The sequence below is a fragment of the Anaerocolumna jejuensis DSM 15929 genome (genome assembly GCF_900142215.1).
GTDB classification, from domain to species: domain Bacteria; phylum Bacillota; class Clostridia; order Lachnospirales; family Lachnospiraceae; genus Anaerocolumna; species Anaerocolumna jejuensis.
The window spans coordinates 1-19,716 of record NZ_FRAC01000008.1 but is presented as its reverse complement, the minus strand read 5'-3'; the positions used below and the strand labels follow the sequence as shown (position 1 = coordinate 19,716).

Annotated in this window: 16 protein-coding genes; all 16 read left to right on the top strand. The window is 43.5% G+C overall.

From position 1 onward, the window contains the following. The first annotated feature begins 33 nt into the window (after nt 1–33). Nucleotides 34–2,697, top strand: coding sequence for a DNA polymerase I (polA, locus tag BUB77_RS06235; protein ID WP_073274001.1), 2,664 nt, complete (start codon nt 34–36; stop codon nt 2,695–2,697). Continuing rightward, complete coding sequence (coaE, locus tag BUB77_RS06230) at nt 2,666–3,304, top strand: dephospho-CoA kinase (protein ID WP_170866598.1); 639 nt, start codon at nt 2,666–2,668, stop codon at nt 3,302–3,304. The genes polA and coaE overlap by 32 nt, the downstream gene beginning before the upstream one ends. A 27-nt stretch (nt 3,305–3,331) precedes the next feature. After that, nucleotides 3,332–5,566, top strand: a complete 2,235-nt coding sequence (locus BUB77_RS06225; RefSeq protein ID WP_073273999.1) for a cell division FtsA domain-containing protein — start codon at nt 3,332–3,334, stop codon at nt 5,564–5,566. 203 nt (nt 5,567–5,769) lie between these two features. Further along, nucleotides 5,770–6,579 (top strand): MBL fold metallo-hydrolase, encoded by an 810-nt coding sequence (locus BUB77_RS06220; protein WP_073274547.1) that lies wholly within the window; start codon nt 5,770–5,772, stop codon nt 6,577–6,579. 70 nt (nt 6,580–6,649) lie between these two features. Further along, the gene (locus BUB77_RS06215; protein WP_073274545.1) at nt 6,650–6,922 is read left to right on the top strand and encodes an ACT domain-containing protein; all 273 of its coding nucleotides are present in this window, start codon (nt 6,650–6,652) and stop codon (nt 6,920–6,922) included. Nucleotides 6,923–7,224: 302 nt separating this feature from the next. Further along, nucleotides 7,225–8,589, top strand: a complete 1,365-nt coding sequence (locus tag BUB77_RS06210; RefSeq protein ID WP_073274543.1) for a PFL family protein — start codon at nt 7,225–7,227, stop codon at nt 8,587–8,589. Between the two features lie 39 nt (nt 8,590–8,628). Continuing rightward, on the top strand, nt 8,629–10,086 hold the full coding sequence (locus BUB77_RS06205) for an aminoacyl-histidine dipeptidase (protein ID WP_170866597.1): 1,458 nt from the start codon (nt 8,629–8,631) through the stop codon (nt 10,084–10,086). Next, on the top strand, nt 10,083–11,312 hold the full coding sequence (locus BUB77_RS06200; RefSeq protein WP_139241124.1) for a CapA family protein: 1,230 nt from the start codon (nt 10,083–10,085) through the stop codon (nt 11,310–11,312). Before BUB77_RS06205 ends, BUB77_RS06200 begins: the two co-directional genes overlap by 4 nt. 103 nt (nt 11,313–11,415) lie before the next feature. Continuing rightward, on the top strand, nt 11,416–12,672 hold the full coding sequence (locus tag BUB77_RS06195) for an LCP family protein (RefSeq protein WP_073273996.1): 1,257 nt from the start codon (nt 11,416–11,418) through the stop codon (nt 12,670–12,672). A 108-nt stretch (nt 12,673–12,780) separates the two neighbouring features. Further along, a complete protein-coding gene (locus tag BUB77_RS06190) occupies nt 12,781–13,776 on the top strand; it encodes a M23 family metallopeptidase (RefSeq protein ID WP_242962400.1) in 996 nt (331 codons plus the stop codon). A 205-nt stretch (nt 13,777–13,981) separates the two neighbouring features. Beyond that, nucleotides 13,982–14,785: a GTP pyrophosphokinase gene (locus tag BUB77_RS06185; protein ID WP_073273994.1), complete on the top strand. Its 804-nt coding sequence runs from the start codon at nt 13,982–13,984 to the stop codon at nt 14,783–14,785. A 232-nt stretch (nt 14,786–15,017) separates the two neighbouring features. Then, on the top strand, nt 15,018–16,424 hold the full coding sequence (locus BUB77_RS06180) for an RsmB/NOP family class I SAM-dependent RNA methyltransferase (RefSeq protein ID WP_073273992.1): 1,407 nt from the start codon (nt 15,018–15,020) through the stop codon (nt 16,422–16,424). Nucleotides 16,425–16,456: 32 nt separating this feature from the next. Then, nucleotides 16,457–17,191 (top strand): pseudouridine synthase, encoded by a 735-nt coding sequence (locus BUB77_RS06175; RefSeq protein WP_073273990.1) that lies wholly within the window; start codon nt 16,457–16,459, stop codon nt 17,189–17,191. Beyond that, nucleotides 17,188–17,859, top strand: coding sequence for an HAD family hydrolase (locus BUB77_RS06170; RefSeq protein WP_073273988.1), 672 nt, complete (start codon nt 17,188–17,190; stop codon nt 17,857–17,859). Before BUB77_RS06175 ends, BUB77_RS06170 begins: the two co-directional genes overlap by 4 nt. Before the next feature lie 193 nt (nt 17,860–18,052). Then, a complete protein-coding gene (locus BUB77_RS06160) occupies nt 18,053–19,066 on the top strand; it encodes an RluA family pseudouridine synthase (RefSeq protein WP_073273985.1) in 1,014 nt (337 codons plus the stop codon). A 5-nt stretch (nt 19,067–19,071) separates the two neighbouring features. Further along, a complete protein-coding gene (locus BUB77_RS06155; RefSeq protein ID WP_073273984.1) occupies nt 19,072–19,626 on the top strand; it encodes a Holliday junction resolvase RecU in 555 nt (184 codons plus the stop codon). Nucleotides 19,627–19,716: the final 90 nt, after the last annotated feature.

Below are 19,716 nucleotides of genomic sequence, written 5' to 3'. Positions count from 1 at the left end.
AAGTAAAAAGAAAAGCAAGGAAATGAGGTTCCCATGAGTAAAAAGATTGTATTGATTGACGGACACAGCATATTAAACAGAGCGTTCTATGCTCTTCCCGTACTGACAAATTCCGAAGGGCTGTATACAAACGGAGTGCTGGGCTTTTTAAATATCCTTTTTAAGATTCTGGATGAAGAAAAGCCGGATTACCTGACCATTGCCTTTGATGTGCATCAGCCGACCTTCCGCCATGAGATGTATGCAGAATATAAAGGCACCAGAAAAGGGATGCCGGAAGAGCTGAGAGAACAGGTTCCCTTATTAAAGGAAGTTTTACAGGCAATGAAGATTTCCATTCTGGAAAAGGGAGGCTATGAAGCGGACGATATCCTTGGAACTCTGGCAGTGAAAGCGGAAAAGGAAGGCTATCAGGTGTCCCTGGTATCAGGGGACAGGGATTTGCTCCAATTAGCGACGGAGGCTATCCGGATACGTATTCCGAAGACCAAAAAGGGCGGCACGGAGATTGAAAATTACAATACCAATGATGTGGTGGAGACCTACGGTGTAACACCGATAGAATTTATTGATATGAAAGCTCTTATGGGAGATACTTCCGATAACATACCGGGAGTACCGGGTATCGGAGAGAAAACAGCATCTAAGATTATATCCACCTTTGGCTCCATAGAAAATGCCTATGAGCATATTGAAGAGGTAATGCCCAACAAGGCCAGGGAATCTATGATAAATAACAGGGAGCAGGCTTACCTTAGCAAGGTCCTTGCTACGATAAAGACGGACTGTGAGCTTGATTACCGGGTGGAAGAAGCAGACTATCAGGACATTTACAATGAAGAGGCTTATAATTATTTTAAAAGGCTGGAATTAAAAAGCCTGTTAAAACGCTTTGACGGCATGAGCCTGTCCAATACAAAGAGTTCGGAAAAGAATGAAACGAAATTTGAGGTCATAACAGAGAAAAAGAAAGCACAGGAGACCTTTGATGAGGCGGTCAGGACATCCTTGAAGGCTGCTGTTGGCTTTTATCTGGTAACGGAGGGGGATGTACTGGGACTGGCCCTTTCTTACGGAGAGAACACCTGTCTTTTCCTCTGCGGAGAAGAATCAGAAGACTTAGCTGCACAGGATATAGCAGCCGGTCTTGGCAGGCTCTTTGGGGCAGGAAGCTCCTTTGCAACCATTCATTTAAAGGAACAGCTCCCCTATCTTCCTGAGGGAACTGAAGAAAAGATATCTGATATGGCCATAGGCTCCTATCTGTTAAATCCGCTGCAGTCTTCTTATGAATGTGATGATATTGCGAGAGATTATTTAAAGCTTACACTGCCCTCACAAAGTGAGATTCTTGGGAAGGGCTCCTATAAGGAATTTTTAAAGCTTAAAAAAGAAGAAAGTACGGCTTTCTTCTGTAACCATGCCTACACGGCACTAAAGGCAATGCCTTTCATTCTGGAGGAATTAAAGCTGAAAGGGATGGATTCCCTTTATAAGACCATTGAAATGCCCTTGGTATATACCTTATATGACATGGAGCAAAGAGGTATAAAGGTCAACAGGGAAGAATTAAAGGAATACGGAGATAAGCTGACAGTTGGTATAGACCGGCTGGAAAAGGAGATATATGAATTATCCGGAGAGGAATTCAATATCAATTCCCCGAAGCAGTTAGGGGTCATCCTGTTTGAAAAGCTGCAGCTTCCTAACGGCAAGAAAACCAAGACAGGCTATTCTACCTCGGCAGATGTCTTGGAAAAGCTTCAGGCAGAGTACCCCATTGTTGGAAAGATACTGGAGTACCGGCAGCTGACCAAGCTAAAGTCCACTTATGCGGACGGACTGGCTGTTTATATAGGCACAGATGGCAGAATACACGGAAAATTCCATCAGACAATTGCTGCAACCGGACGTATCAGCAGTACGGAGCCGAACCTCCAGAATATTCCCATCCGTATGGAATTGGGAAGAGAAATCCGGAAGGTATTTATACCGGAAGAGGGGTATGTTTTCCTGGATGCGGATTATTCACAGATTGAACTGAGAGTACTGGCCCATATGTCAGGGGATGAGAGGCTGATTGAAGCCTATAAGCAGAATGAGGATATTCACCGGATTACGGCATCACTGGTGTTCCATACTCCTTTTGAGGAGGTCACCTCGGAACAAAGGCGCAGTGCCAAGGCAGTTAATTTTGGTATTGTTTACGGAATCAGCTCCTTCGGCCTTGGACAGGGGTTAAATATTTCCAAAAAAGAAGCGGAAGACTATATCAACAGATATTTTGACACCTATCCGGGGGTAAAGGCCTTTCTGGACGACCTGGTAAGTGAAGGGAAAAAGGAAGGCTATGTAACTACTCTGTATGGCAGAAGAAGACCCATACCGGAGCTTGCCTCCTCCAATTTTATGACCCGCTCCTTTGGTGAAAGGGTGGCAATGAATTCACCGATTCAGGGAACGGCGGCAGATATTATAAAGATTGCCATGATACGTGTAAATGAGAAGTTAAAAGCATTAAAGCTCCGCTCAAGACTGTTACTGCAGATTCATGATGAACTCTTAATTGAAGCCAGCAAGGATGAAATAGAAGAGGTAAGAAAGCTGTTGCAGGAAGAAATGCAGCATGCGGCGGACTTGCTTGTAGCCTTAGAGGTAGATGTCAATGAAGGACCTAACTGGTATGAAGCAAAATAATGGGATAAAAGTAATCGGCCTTACCGGCGGTATCGGAAGCGGCAAATCCGAAGCAGCAGAAATACTGGCAGGGACCTACGGAGCACTGTTATTGAACATGGACCGCATTGCCCATGAACTTATGACGGAAGGCGGCGTATCCTACAGGCTGATTGTGGAGTATTTCGGAAGAGATATCCTGAATGATGATAAAAATATCGACAGAGGAAAGCTTGGAAAGGAAGTCTATCAGAACGCAGAAAAGTTAAAAATACTCAATTCCTTTACCCATCCCTATGTGCTGGATTACGTGAGAAACAGGATTAAAGAGGTAAAAGAGAAGAACTCTTATCCATTTATCTGTGTAGAAACAGCCCTTCCCAGGGAAGCAGCGCTCAAAGATTTTTGTGATGAAATATGGTATGTCAGCACAAATAAGCAGGTAAGGGAAGAAAGACTGAAAAACTCCCGGAATTTTAACAGGACGAAATTTGAGCAGGTACTTATAAACCAGCTCTCGGAAGAGGAATACGAAGCCGCAAGCACCCATATTCTTACCAACAACGGTACTTTAGAGGGGCTGAAGGCTCAGGTGGAAAAATTATTAAATGGTGAGAATCGAAAGTAAGCAGCTACTTTACGGAGGACACAAAAGATGGTAAACAAAAGATACCCGGAACATCTGGTTTTTGGACTGGATATTGGAACCAGGAGCATAGTGGGCACAGTGGGCTATAAGGAGGACAAACAGTTCATCGTGGTAGCCCAGTGCGTCAGGGAGCATGAAACCCGTGCCATGCTGGATGGTCAGATTCATGATATTTACAAGGTGGCAGAGACCATAGAGGATGTAAAAAAGGAACTGGAGGAGCAGGTAGGCAGACGGCTTACGGATGTCTGCATTGCCGCTGCGGGACGTGTACTCAAAACAGTGACGGTAGAAGCGGAATTTGAATTTTCAGGGGAAACCGTGGTAACGGAGGAGCATGTACATTCGCTGGACTTAATTGGTGTAGAAAAGGCCTATGATACCCTGCGGCAGGAGATGAAGGAGGAGAAAATCCACTTTTACTGCGTGGGCTATTCCGTTATCCAGTATTCCTTGAACGGCTATTCTATTGGTAAGCTGGAGGGGCATAAAGCCAACCGGATAGGAACGAATCTCATAGCGACCTTTCTTCCCGATGAGGTTATTGACAGCCTTTATGCTGCGGTGGAAAAGGCCGGTCTTTATGTTGCCAATCTGACCCTGGAGCCCATTGCCGCTATCAATGTTGCCATTCCGGAGAAATTCCGTCTTTTAAATATTGCTATGATAGATGTCGGCGCAGGTACCTCCGATATTTCCATTACAAAGGATGGGAGCATTACCGCCTATGGAATGATTCCGAGAGCCGGTGATGAGATAACGGAAGCGGCTGCAAAAAGCTACCTGGTAGACTTTAAGACAGCGGAAACCATAAAGCAGGCCTGCCTGAGAAAGAAGAAGGTTTCCTACAAGGATATTATGGGCATGAGCCAGAAGATAACAACGGAAGAGGTTATAGAAGAGCTGAGGCCCACCATAGAGAGCATCACAAAATGTGTTGCAGATAAGATTATCGAGCTAAATGGCGGAAAGTCCGTCAGTGCCGTATTTGTAGTAGGCGGCGGCGGAAAGGTGCCGGGCTTTACGGAAAACCTTGCAAAATACCTGAATCTGAATAAGGACAGGGTTGCCCTGAGGGGAGAAGAGGTACTTGGTGAGGTTACCTTCCTGCAGGAAAATATTAAAAAGGACCCTCTGCTGGTAACACCAGTGGGAATCTGCCTTAACTTCTATGACCAGAAGAATAATTTTATTCTGGTGCAGGTAAACGGAGAGAGAGTAAAGCTATATGATAACAGCAAGCTTACAATTGCCGATACGGCTATCCAGACAGGACTCCCCAACGAAAGCCTCTTTCCCAGAAGGGGAAATCCATTAAATTACACGGTAAACGGTGTGAAGCGCCTGCTAAGAGGAGAACTGGGGGAAGCGGCTCAGATCAAATTAAATGGTGAAATTGTTGGTATCAGCCACAGTATTGAGCAGAATGATATCATAGAGATCACGGAATCTACAGTAGGCGCAGATGCCAGGATTACCGTGGGAGAGCTTCCGGAATACAAGAGCAGCATTACCTTTGTTTTGAATGGGACCAGAATTCTCTGCCCCAAATTTGCGGAGGTAAATAAGGGGCTGGTAACAGAATTTTATGAGATAAAAGACGGGGATGCCGTTGAAATATTGAATTATTACACTCTGAAGCAGGTATTGAAATTTATGGATATCGAGTATACCGGAACCATCTATGTAAATAATATGCCTGCGGAGGAAGAGGAAAGGATATACGAAAATTTTACTGTAAAATGTGAAATATACGATTCTCTGGAGGCCATGAGGGCTGCAGAGAGGCTAAAAGAGGATTACTCCTTTGAAGCCGTAACAGAGGAAGCAGAGGAGTACCAGGAGGAATATACCACAGAAGCTTCCGAGGAGAGGAATTCTTCCAGGGAAGAATTCCAGGAACAATCCCAGGAACAATCCCAAAAACAATCCCAAAAACAATCCCAGGAACAATCCTCGGGAGAAGACGGGAAGAAGGGAGAAGCCCTTCCTTCCGGGATGGAAATTCAAGGGCAGGGAAATACTTCGGCTGCCGCAGAAATCTATATTATCGTAAACAGAGAACCCATCAGATTAACTGGTAAGAAGCAGTATATCTTTGTGGATGTATTCGATTTCTATCCCTTTGATTTGACCAAAGTAGGAGGCTCTGAACTGATTGTTACCCTGAACGGAGAAAAAACGGATTTTACGGCTCCCATAAAGGACAATGACATAATAGAGCTTTATTGGAAGGAATAATTTTATTGACAAACCGGAAAGAATAAGGGATACTTTTCATGAGTTACATAATACGGTTGACAATAATGACATAAAAAGGGCCTGAAAGAAAGGAACTTACGTGACAGAAAAGACAGGAGCTGTCTTAAGAGCAGAAAGCTTTATGCGGAAACACCCGGCTTGAGCCCTGGATTCGCTAAGAGCTGGCAGGAATGGAGAAAATTATGAAGTTATGCAGTCTGGCAAGCGGCAGCAGCGGCAATTGCACTTTTGTTGGCAGCAGCCATGCCAATATACTTGTTGATGCAGGAGTCAGCGGGAAAAAAATCGAATATGGATTAAGCTGTATTGATGTCAAACCGGCTGACCTGGAAGGAATTTTAATTACCCATGAGCATTCGGACCACATTCAGGGAATTGGAGTTTTAGCCAGGCGTTACCACACACCTATTTATGGCACGAAGGAAACCCTTCAGGCAATAAGCAGGATGAAAAATATGGGAGATATTCCGTCAGAACTCTTTCGCCCGGTTTTACCGGATGAAGGTTTTTATATAAGCGATATATTAGTGGAACCCTTTAGTACCTCTCACGATGCGGTCAATCCGGTCTGCTACACCTTTACCTCGGAAGGACATAAAATCGGCATGGCTACGGATCTGGGTGTCTATGATGACTATATTATATCAAAGCTGTCCGGCTCGGAGATTCTTTTGATGGAGGCTAATCATGATGAGAATATGCTCCTGGCAGGTGCTTATCCTTATTATCTGAAGCAGAGGATACTGGGAGAGCGGGGACATTTGTCCAATGAGAATTCGGGAAGGCTCATCGGAAGAATTCTTCACGATAAGATCTGCCACATTACACTTGCCCATTTAAGCAGGGAGAACAATTTTGAGGATCTGGCATATGAGACAGTAAGACTTGAGCTGAATAAAGTGATTTCAGACAACGCCTACTCTTTAAAAACAGATTCCCTGTTAAGTGTTGCCAAAAGAGATGTTCCGTCGGAAATGCTCTGCACTGTTTAGTGTGGCAGCAGTATCCGGCCCAATTCAACTACATAATAAGAATATTAAAATATTCAGGAAAGAGGAAATTATGAAAAAAACAATCATATCCGTTGTGGGAAAAGACCAGGTTGGAATTATTGCAAAGGTTTGCACTTATCTTGCCGGGAATAAGATTAATATTATGGATATTTCACAGACAATCGTTCAGGGCTATTTTAATATGATGATGATTGTGGATGCCAATGAAGCGACGAAGAGCTTTGATGTCATCGCAACAGAGTTGGAGGAATTGGGTAAGGAAATCGGCGTTGTTATAAAAGCCCAGCATGAGGATATTTTTAATGTGATGCACAGACTCTAGTAATCAGTCCGGTTATTTGCAAAAGGATGTACTGGCAATGCGTGAAAAATATAACTACCACAGTGTATGCAATGGGAACATGTGAAAGAAAAAGCGCTTTCACACTCTATTATCTATGGCAGTACCGCAGACAAGTCTGCGGTATGCAACGGGAACATGTGAAAGAAAAAGCGCTTTCAATGCAATGGGAACATGAGTGAAAGAAAATTCAGATACGAAAGGAAGCCACATACAGATTCTTTCACAGATTTTTATTTGTGGCAGTATTGCAGGAGATTCTGCAATATGCAATGGGTGTAAATATGATCGACATAAATGAGGTTATTGAAACCAATAAAATGATAGAGCAGGAAAACCTGGATGTCAGAACCATAACCCTTGGAATAAGCTTGCTGGATTGTGCTGATAATAATCTGGAAGTATTAAATAAAAAGATTTATGATAAAATAACAACGGTAGCTAAAGAGCTGGTAGCAACAGGAAAAGCCATAGAAAGGGAATTAGGAATACCGATTGTCAATAAGAGGATTTCCGTAACTCCCATTGCATTGGTGGGAAGCTGTGCCTGCAAGTCACCAGAAGATTACGTTACCATAGCAAAGACTCTGGATAAGGCTGCCAAGGAGGTCGGTGTTAACTTTATAGGCGGTTATTCTGCCCTGGTATCCAAGGGAATGACCACAGGTGACCATCACCTGATTCAGTCCATACCGGAAGCACTCTCCGTTACCGAGCGGGTATGCTCCTCTGTTAATGTAGGCTCAACCAAGACCGGTATTGATATGGATGCTGTTAAGCTCTTAGGAGAAATCATTTTAAAAACAGCGGAATATACCAAAGACAGAGATTCAATCGGCTGTGCCAAGCTGGTGGTATTTTGCAATGCACCCGATGATAATCCTTTTATGGCAGGCGCTTTTCATGGTGTAACAGAAGGGGATGCCGTAATAAATGTAGGTGTCAGCGGACCCGGCGTTGTAAAGAATGCCCTAAAGCGGGTAACGGGTGCTGATTTTGAAACTCTTTGCGAAACAGTAAAGACAACAGCCTTTAAGATTACAAGAGTCGGCCAGCTGGTTGCAAGAGAAGCTTCCAAAAGATTAAATATCCCCTTTGGTATTATTGACCTTTCCCTGGCTCCGACTCCGGCAGTAGGGGACAGTATTGCGGAAATATTCCAGGAAATGGGGCTTGAACAGGCGGGAGCACCGGGAACTACGGCAGCACTGGCATTGCTCAACGACAATGTGAAAAAGGGCGGAGTTATGGCATCCTCTTATGTAGGAGGCTTAAGCGGTGCTTTTATACCTGTCAGTGAAGACAAAGGCATGATAGAAGCAGTTCAATTGGGAGCTTTGTCCCTTGAGAAACTGGAAGCCATGACCTGTGTCTGCTCCGTAGGACTTGATATGATAGCGATACCGGGAGATACCAAAGCGACTACCATTTCAGGAATTATAGCGGATGAAATGGCAATCGGCATGATAAACCAAAAGACAACAGCCGTCAGGCTCATACCAGTAATTGGAAAAAAAGTCGGTGATATGGTAGAATTCGGAGGACTTCTTGGGTATGCTCCGGTTATGCCGGTGAACCGTTTCTCCTGTGATGATTTCATTAACAGGGGAGGAAGAATTCCGGCTCCCATACACAGCTTTAAAAATTAAAAGTTTGCAAGCGCAGATTAACGCAGAAAGGAAGGTATTATGAATCAGACATTGCAAGAACTTGATTATAAAAAGGTATTTCAATATTTTAGTGAGATTTCAGCAGTTCCAAGAGGCTCCGGGCACAATACGGCAATCAGTAACTATCTGGTAGAATATGCGGAAAAAAAGGGATTGTCCCACCGCCAGGATGAACATGAGAATGTGGTAATGATAAAGGAAGCTACACCGGGCTATGAGAATGCACCGGCCTTAATCCTACAGGGACATATGGATATGGTATGTGAAAAGACCAATGACTGTACACACGATTTTGGAAAGGAAGGCATTGAGCTGTTTGTGGACGGGGATAACATCCATGCAGACCGCACCACCCTGGGAGGGGATGACGGAATAGCTCTGGCCTATATTCTGGCTCTTTTTGATGATGATACCTTACAGCATCCAAGGCTGGAAGCTGTTATAACTACCGATGAGGAAACCGGCATGGACGGAGCTATCGGACTTGACGTATCAGACCTGAAGGCAAAAATTCTTTTAAATATTGACTCGGAGGAGGAAGGAATACTTCTTACCAGCTCCGCAGGAGGGCTGACAGCAACCTGTGAGCTGCCTGTAAAGAGAATGAAGGAACAGGGTCTTAAGGTCGTAATAGCCATATCTGATTTAAAGGGCGGTCATTCCGGCGCAGAGATTCATAAGAACCATGTTAATGCTACCAAATTAATGGCAAGGCTTTTATTTGAACTGAAGGAAGCCATGGATTTCCATCTGGCAGAGCTCAGCGGCGGTCTTAAGGATAATGCCATACCAAGAGACTCCAAGGCGGAAATTGTGATAGAAGAAGACGAATATGAGCGCTTTTCCGATATCATTGGCGGCTTGTCCAGAAAATATAAGAATGAGTATATAACCAATGAACCGGACCTTACCATTGGAGTAATGAAAGGGGAAGAGGATGAATACAGGGTACTTCACCCGACCTCCTTTGAAAAGCTGCTGTTTATCTTATTGAATACACCAAACGGTGTACAAAATATGAGCAGTGATATTCCCGGACTGGTAGAAAGCTCTTTAAATCTTGGAATCTTCCATATGGAACAGGAAAAAGCAGTTATCTGTTTTTCGGTTCGAAGCTCCGTGAACAGCTACAAGGAATTTATCGCAAAGCAGCTTCGGTATATCTGTGAATTCATGGGCGGGGAATTTTTTATAAGAGGCCAATATCCTGCCTGGGAATATAAAAAGGATTCCCTTTTAAGGGAGTATCTCTCCAGGGTATATGAAGAGGAATATAAAAAAGAACCAAAATTAGAAGCAATCCATGCAGGGCTTGAGTGCAGCTTCTTTGCAGAAAAGGTGCCCGGTATTGACATGGTATCCCTGGGACCTGATATGTGGGATATCCATACACCAAAGGAAAGACTAAGCATATCCTCTACTGTCAGAGTTTATAAATATCTTGAGAAAGTAATTGAGGGAATGAAGAATCTATGAGTAAACGCAAGATGTACGGTCTCCTGGCCTTTATCCTGTTTACCTTTGGCCTGTTGGCATTGGTAATCCGTTTCGAGATAAAGGGCTATCCATGGGACGGGGAAGGAAAAAACAATTCCATAGAGGGAGACCAGGCATCAGTGTCCGGGCAGGCGGAGGAAACAACTTCTGCGCCGAATAGGGCAGCGCAAAATCCGGCGGAAGGTACGAAAAGCGGAGATTCAGACACCTCTAAGGATGATTCGGATAAATCAGGGAATGACAATAAGCCTGCAGAGGAGGAAGCTAAGGATATTCATTTATTCTTTGGCGGGGATATCTATCTGTCTGACGCGGTAGCAGGTATCTATAATAAGCAGGGAATTACAGGAATTTTAGATGACAGTCTTTTAAATGCTATGAAAACTGCCGATGTTGCCATGGTGAACCAGGAATTTACCTTCAGTACCAGAGGAAAGGCGGCAGAGGACAAGCAGTATACTTTCCGGGTGAATCCGGATTATGTTTCGGCTTTTAAGGATATGGGCATTGATGTTGTAACCCTTGCCAATAACCATTCCATGGATTTTGGAACAGATGCTCTTAAAGACTCTTTTGATGCCCTGAAAGCTGCCGGAATATCCTATGTAGGTGCCGGTAATAATCTCACTGAAGCTAGAACAATCCATTATGTGCAGGAACATGGAAAGACCCTTGCCTTTCTGGCTGCTTCCAGAGTTATTCCGGTTCCTGAATGGAATGCCACGAAAACAAAGGCAGGAATGCTGACTACCTATGACCCATCGCTTTTGCTTGAGGATATTAAGACAGCAAAGGAAAACAGTGATTATGTAATTGTATATCTTCATTGGGGAGTAGAGAGGATGCAGACGCCGAAGGATTATCAAAGAAACCTGGCAAAGCAGTACATAGACGCAGGAGCTGACCTGGTAATCGGAAGCCACCCCCATGTCCTACAGGGAGTGGAATACTATAAAGGCAAACCTATCATTTATAGTCTTGGCAATTACATTTTTTACAGTAATATAAAGAGTACGGCTGTGTTAAAGGTAACCTTGGATAAGGAGCTGAACACTAAAATACAACTGCTTCCGGCATATGCTTACAATGGGAAGACGCAGCTTCTAAATGATTCTGAAAAGATTCGTGAGTTTTATGATTATATGAAAAGCATTTCCTTTGATGTAAATTTTGGAGAGTCGGGATATGCTTCAGCGACCCAATAACTTTACATAACGTGAACAAATTGTAAAAAGATTTTACAACAAGGCGTCCCCATGTTATAATACTTTCTGCCAGGATATGGTAATCTATATTTAGGAGCTGTTTATGCAAATACCAGAGTCAGATACGGAGAAACAAGAAGATTCAATTACGGAAGAAACATACGGGGAGTCACCTGAAGAGCCCCTGGGAATGAAAATCTTGATCAGAGGACAGGAAGACGAGCTGTTAACTGATATTACGGAAAGCTTAAAGGAACAGGTGACTGCTGAGATAGCTCCGGATATAAAAGAAGAACAGAGGCCGGAAAGAAAGAAGAGGACGGGATTAAAGGTTTTCCTTGGAACTCTTGCTGTTCTTTCTCTTGTTATAGTACTTCTTTTGATTACACCTTACGGAAGAGGTATTCTGTTTAATGCCATATCGGGCTATGCCTATGGAAAGATGGTTCATGATGACAGCAGCAATACCCTGCAGGAGGGAAATATCAATCCTGTTTCTGTGGTAACTACGGTGCCGGCCCTGAGTCCGACCCCTGAGGTGAATTCTGTGGCTCAGGAAGAGAAGGACACTGTAAATATCCTGTTATTGGGTGAAGAAGCAATTGATTCAGGCTCCGCCAAGGGCAGGACAGATATCATGATGATAGCCACACTGGATAAAAAGACCAACAGTATAAAGCTGACCTCCCTTATGAGAGATATGCTGGTACAGATACCTGGATTTCGGGATAATAAATTAAATACGGCTTATGAATACGGAGGGGTGCCGCTTTTATATGAAACCCTTACTGCCAATTTTGGAATTCATCTGGATGGCTATATGCTGGTAGGATTTGAAGCCTTTGAGGATATTATTGACAGTCTTGGGGGAGTAACAATTAGTTTGACCCAAAAGGAAGCTGACTATCTAAATACTACGAACTATATTTCAAAAGAAGAATTCCGCCATGTTGTGGCCGGTTCACAGAAGCTGAACGGCAATCAGGCTCTGGGCTATTGCAGGGTACGCTATGTTGCCACAGGAGATCATGAGCTCAATGATTTTGGAAGAACTTCAAGGCAGAGAATTGTACTGAATGCCATTTATGAAAAATATAAGACGAAAAGCCTGCCTGAGCTGGCTTTGATTGCTAATAACATCCTGCCGGATATTACAACGGACTTAACGAAAGAGAAATTTACGGAATATTTAAAGGAAGTATCGGAGATTAAAGGGAAATCCCTGGAGACCTTAAGAATACCGGCAGATAATGCCTACGATGTGGGAACGGTCAGAGGAATGTCCGTCTTAATACCCGATATGAAAGAAAATAAAGAACTCCTTCAAAACTTTATCAATGAAACGGAAGAGAAGAAATAATTGGGACAAATGTCAAAAGCCTTGCTTTTGGCATTTTTTCGTCCCTTGTGTCATAGTTTTCATAGACAGGCATATAATGTTAGGGATATCTGGTAATAAAATGGTGCTATGAACAATAATCAAATAAAAAAACAACTTTACAGGATAAGCAGTAGAAATAAGAAAAAGGCTGAAAACAAAATAAGGCCGTTGGCTTTAGAAAGCGCATACCCACGGAGGCTTCCTTTTGCCTGGAAGGAAAAACACATTCTGCGCAGCAGGCATAAAATCTGGATAGGGGCTCTTTTAATCATACTGGTCATTGCTTTAATTCGGATGGTAATCTGGCTGGACGCCTATAATCTTAATAGGACCTCGCGAATTATCGTAAAAGAGGGCATTGATTATGATTATTTCCGGGAAATGCTGCTGCCGGAGGATATTTACAGGGATATTAATGTCTGCTATCAAAGCGGTGAGGAAAAAGAAAGTGAATGCAAGGCGGAGTATGCGGCAATATACACCTTGCTCAAGCAGAATAAATTGATAAAGGGAGACAATGTTTCCGCAGGAAAATTTGATTACTTAAAGGAGCGGCTTCAGGAAAATAAGTCCTGTCAGGAACTAACGGGCTATTATGAATCGATTTTATCGGACATCAAGCTGTTTCCGGTAAAGATTGAGGAAGCAGAAAAGGTATCCTATGTTGATACCTGGAGCGAATTGAGAAATTACGGCGGTAATAGAAGACATGAAGGAACGGATATCTTTCCCAAAGAAAATACCCGAGGCAAATATAAGGTGATCAGTGCTACGGACGGAGTAGTAGAAAGGCTTGGCTGGTTGGAAAAGGGAGGCTACAGGGTTGGAATAAGAGCTCCCCACGGAGCCTATTTTTATTATGCCCATCTGGATTCCTATGCAAAAGGCCTGGGAATAGGCGATATTATAAAAGCGGGAGACCTTTTGGGGTATATGGGTGACAGCGGATACGGAAAGGAAGGAACCAGGGGGAAATTTCCGGTACATCTGCACTTTGGCATCTATGCGGATACCGTTTTAGGGGAATTAAGTGTAAATCCCTACAGAAGCCTGCTTTATCTGGAAAAGAAGCATAGTGATTGAAAAGAGAATCCATACTGAATCTGCCCGAGTAAGACCTTTAATTTATTTCCACAGGAGGGAATTTGTGTTATAATAATCTTGAGATTATTATAGCTATATTGGGAATGGCAGAAATATTTCATACTTACAAAAGATAAGCTTTCATAATATAATATGCTATATAAAGGGATGCGAAAGTACTGTTCGTATTCGGAAAGAGGTTTACATGGAAATACAGTTGTGGAGAGAAATTCTGGATCCTTATGCTTTGGCAGTAGATGAACTGGTGGTTAAATTCAATCATATTATTGAAGAGTATAAGAAGAAAGGGGAATACTCACCGATAGAGCAGGTCAACGGCAGAGTCAAAACGATTTCAAGTATTCTGGAAAAGGCACAGAAGAAGGGCATTCCATTGCAGGATATTGAAGAAAAGATGGAGGATATTGCCGGTATCCGTGTCATCTGCCAGTTTGTTGAGGATATAGAGAGAGTGGTTGAAATCATAAAGATGCGTACGGACATGGAGGTAAAGAGTGAGAAGGATTACATTACCAACATGAAGCCAAGCGGCTACCGGAGCTATCATATGATTATCTATTACAAGGTGGAGACCTTAAACGGAACCAAGCAGGTACAGGCAGAGATACAGATTCGTACTCTGGCTATGAATTTCTGGGCGACCATCGAACATTCTCTTCAATATAAATATAAGGAAAATATGCCGGAGCAGATACGGGCAAGGCTTAGCAAGGCAGCCGACGCCATCATATCCTTAGACCAGGAAATGTCTTCTGTTAGGGATGAAATCATGGATGCGCAGAACTCCTTTAAGGTAAAGGCCAATATGGTAGCAGATATACTGACCAATATCCAGAACCTTTATAAGGTGGCAAATAAGAGAGAAGTCGTAAAAATACAGGATGAATTCTTTAATATATATGAGACCGGAGATCTGGAACAGCTGGAACGGTTTAATAAAGAACTGGATAAGATATCGGAAGGTTACCGGGCTCAAAGCCTTAGATAGCTGGCTAACAAGCTTCGTATAACAGCTCAAAGCCTCAGATAGCAGTTCCCTTCGTATAACGGCTCAGGCTTCAGATAGCAGAAAAGCCCCATATAACAAGCCTTAGGGCACTTCATCTGACAGACCTTGGCCGAAGGATGATTATTTGCGGCTCAATGGATAGGAAAATACAGTCCAAGGATGTAAGAATGAATAGAAAATCGATAATTTATAAGGATAGAAAGAGGAAAGAATGAAATTACCACAGACCTTTGAAACACGAATGAGAGAATTATTGGGGGAGGAATACGGGGAGTACGAAAAGAGCCTGGAAGAGAAGCATAACAGCGGCATCAGGCTGAATACGCTAAAGATAACTCCGGAAGAATTCGAGAAGATAGCACCTTTTGGGATAACCCGGATTCCATGGATCAAGAATGGCTATTACTATGAGCAGAATGAACAGCCCGCAAGGCATCCCTATTACTTTGCAGGTCTTTATTATATACAGGAGCCCAGTGCCATGACTCCGGCAAGCCTGCTGCCTGTTACACCGGGGGACAAGGTCCTGGACCTTTGTGCTGCACCGGGAGGAAAGAGTACGGAGTTGGGAGCAAGGCTTTGCGGTAAGGGTGTTCTGGTATCCAATGATATATCCAATTCCAGGGCAAAGGCTCTTCTAAAGAATATAGAGTTATTCGGAATCCGCAACCCCATAGTGGTCAGTGAAGCACCCGGCAAGCTGGTGGATTACTTTACCGGATATTTTGATAAAATCCTGGTGGATGCCCCCTGCTCCGGTGAAGGAATGTTCCGCAAAAGTCCTGCCATCATGAAGAATTGGGAACAGTACGGAGTTGACTATTATAATAAGCTGCAAAAGGAAATTATCGTACAGGCGGCTAAAATGCTAAAACCCGGCGGATATCTCTTATATTCCACCTGTACCTTTTCTCCGGAGGAAAACGAAGGCACCATCTCATATCTCCTGGAGCAGTTTCCGGAATTCCAGGTGGTAAATCCCCTTGCAGACAGCAGTGTATCCTATGAGGGCTTTTCCCACGGAAGACCCGAATGGGTAAAGGGCAGGGAAGAGCTTAAGAACTGTATCCGGTTATGGCCCCATAAGATAAAAGGGGAAGGACATTTTATTGCTCTTTTACGAAAAGGAGATTCGGAGGATACCCCCAGACAGACAGGACAGCCGGAAAGCTATCTGGGCAAAGCAAAGCTGACCAAGGAAGCGGAAGAGTTCCTGTCAGAGCTAGTCATACCTTTTAAAGAAGAAAACCTTATGGTAAAAGAGGACAGGCTGTATCTGCTTCCAGAGGGACTACCATCCCTCAAGGGACTTCCGTCACTAAAGGGACTTCGCCTTCTCCGCCAGGGGCTTTTACTGGGAGAGATGAAGAAGGGGCGGTTCGAGCCAAGCCAGGCGCTGGCATGTGCCTTATACAAGGGAGATTATAAAAAAACAATCGATTTCCCCGGAGACAGTCCCCAGGCCATAAAATATCTGAAATGTGAGACCGTTGAAGGAAAGAGCTCCTTTGGAGACGGATATCACCTGATAACAGCAGATGCCTATTCCTTGGGATGGGGGAAGCTTACGGGAACCTCCATTAAAAATAAATACCTTCCCGGCTGGAGATGGATGTAATAAAATAACACTGGAAAGGATACCGTTATTAGATGGGAGAATACCTTCGATTAGATAAATACCTTGCTGATATGGGAGTAGGTACCCGCAGTGAGGTGAAGGGATACATCAGAAAAGGCAGAGTGAAGGTAAACGGCCAGGTAGCGAAGCAGCCGGAGTGTAAAATTGCCTCTGAGGACACGGTTTCCTTTGATGAAAGATGTATTTCTTATATAGAAACAGAGTATTTTATGCTGAATAAACCGGCGGGAGTAGTATCTGCTGCCAGAGATAAGCTTGCAGCTACTGTTGTAGACCTTATCGAAGAAGGGAAGAGAAAGGACTTATTTCCCGTTGGAAGACTGGACAAGGACACGGAAGGGCTTTTGCTGATTACAAATGACGGGGACCTTGCCCACAGGCTGCTCTCCCCCAAAAAGCATGTGAAGAAGCTTTATTTTGCCAAAGTGCAGGGAAGAGTAACCTTGGACGATGTTAAAAAATTCCGGGAAGGAATAAGCCTGGAAGAGGATTTTACCACGCTTCCCGCAGAGCTTGAAATTCTAAAAGCAGAAGAGGAGTCGGAGGTATTTGTTACGATCAGTGAGGGGAAGTTCCATCAGATAAAGCGTATGTTTGAGGCAGTAGGGAAAGAAGTCCTGTACTTAAAAAGGCTTAAGATGGGTGAACTTGCCCTTGACGAAAGGCTGAGCCCCGGGGAATACAGAAAGCTTACCAGGGAAGAAATCGAGCTTTTACAGAATCAACAAAGGAATGAACAAATATGACATTAAAGGATGAATTATTTCAGGGAATAGAAGCAGTTTTGTTCGATTTGGACGGAACATTAGTTGACTCCATGTGGATGTGGGAGGATATAGACAGAGAGTATTTGGGACGGTTTGGCATTGAACTGCCGGGAGACCTTCAGGATCTGATACAGGGGATGAGCTTTTCAGAAACGGCAGTGTATTTCAAAGAGCGGTTTTTAATCCCTCATTCATTAGAGGATATTAAAGCGGAATGGAATAGAATGGCCTGGGATAAGTATTCCAATGAGGTGCCCTTAAAGGAAGGCGTTCTGCCTTTTCTAAAAAAGCTAAAGGAAAAGGGAATCTTAATGGGGATTGCCACCAGCAATTCCAAGGAGCTGGTGGAGCTTGTCATAACTAAATTGGGAGTAAGGGATTACTTTGATTCCATCAGAACCTCCTGTGAAGTGGCTAAGGGAAAGCCCTCCCCGGATATTTACCTTCTGGTGGCAGAGGACTTGGGAGCAAAGTCAGCGAACTGTCTGGTATTTGAAGACATCATACAGGGAATTCAGGCGGGAAAGAATGCAGGAATGAAGGTGTGCAGCGTTTACGACAGGAACTCAGAGGAAGACGACGACAAAAAGAAAGAGCTTTCCGACTACTATATCCATACCTATCTGGAGTTAATAGAAGATGAATAAGAAATTTTCACTTAGTACTCAGGCAGCTTTGTGAGTAACCTTGTGAGTTGCATAACTTCCAGGTATAAAAATGCCATATATATTCCAGTTTTTTTACACCTGGAAAAGGATAAATTAAATTCGGTTTATCCGGTAAAAAGAGACAGGTTCAAGAATATCAGACAAAATAGGATATTTGCGAAAGAGGTAAGAAATGAAAACCATAATTGCAGGGAAAAATGAGGCGGGACAAAGGCTTGATAAGCTGCTGTTTAAGCTGTTAAACAAAGCTCCCAAAAGCTTTGTTTACAAGATGCTGCGCAAAAAGAACATAACCTTAAACGGGAAAAAGGCGGAAGGCTCCGAGATGGTACAGCCAGAGGATGAGATAAAGCTGTTTCTTTCCGATGAAACCGTGGAAAAATTCTCGGAAAGCTATGTGAGTCCATTAGTGGGACAAAGGCCGGAGCAAAAGGAAAATATGAAACCGGCTGCTATCCAGGTGGTATACGAGGACAGCAATGTTCTGGTCGTAAATAAGCCTGCCGGTCTGCTGTCGCAAAAGGCAAAGGAGACGGACATTTCCCTGGTGGAATATCTGATTTCTTACCTTTTAGATACAAACAGCATAACCTTAAAGGAACTAGAGACCTTTAAACCGGGAATCTGCAACCGTCTTGACAGGAATACCAGCGGTCTTGTAGCGGCAGGAAAGACTTTGGCAGGGCTTAAGACTTTGTCGGAGCTTTTTCGGGAAAGGACCCTTTCCAAGTACTACCTGTGCCTTGTAAAAGGAGCTGTAAAGGAGAAGAAAAAGATAACCGGATATCTCCTGAAGGATGAAAGAACAAATCAGGTTACTATATTATCGAAACAAAAAGAAAATGCCGATTATATTGAAACAGAATACATCCCCCTAAAAGGAAATGATGACTATACTCTTTTAAGGGTTAAACTGATAACCGGAAAGACCCATCAGATAAGGGCCCACTTAAGCAGTATGGGATATCCTATCATTGGAGACAGCAAGTATGGCGACAGGGCTGTCAATGATAAATTCAAAAAGCAGTTTAAACTTTCCCATCAATTGCTCCATTCCTATGAGATGATATTTCCTGAGGGCTTGGAAGGGGAACTGGCGAATCTGTCCGGAATGAAGCTTACGGCTGAACCGCCTGGGTATTTTGAAGATATCTTAAAGGCATGTATAGAAAGAAAAGGGAGGTAATGTAAATGCCCTCATGGAATTCAAGAGGTCTTAGAGGTTCCGCCCTGGAAGAACTGATCAATCTGACCAACACTAAGTACCGGGAAAGAAACCTGGCTCTCATACAGAAAATACCGACACCCATTACACCAATTAACATAGATAAGGAAAACCGCCATATTACACTGGCCTATTTTGAGGAAAAGAGTACCGTCGACTATATTGGCACTGCCCAGGGAATACCGGTGTGCTTTGACGCCAAGGAATGTGCCAGCGATACCTTTTCCCTGCAAAATGTCCATGAGCACCAGGTAGAGTTCATGAAGGATTTTGAGAATCAGGGGGGTATTGCCTTTCTGTTAATCTATTATTCCAAAAGAAATTATTACCATTACCTTCCCCTCAAGGATTTCCTGGTATTCTGGAACCGGGCGAAAGAGGGAGGAAGAAAGAGCTTTCGTTTTGAAGAGCTGGATTCGGAAAATTCTATATCCTGTATGAACAGCATATACATACATTATCTGGTCAACCTTGCAAAAGATGCCGATGGCAGAGACACGGCAAACGCAGGAAGGAATTAATTGTAATTAACCAGATGAGTTTGGCTTACATTTAAGAATTTTCCATTGAAGGGTTCTTAATGACACTTAACTGGCAGCAGTTGTTCCTAG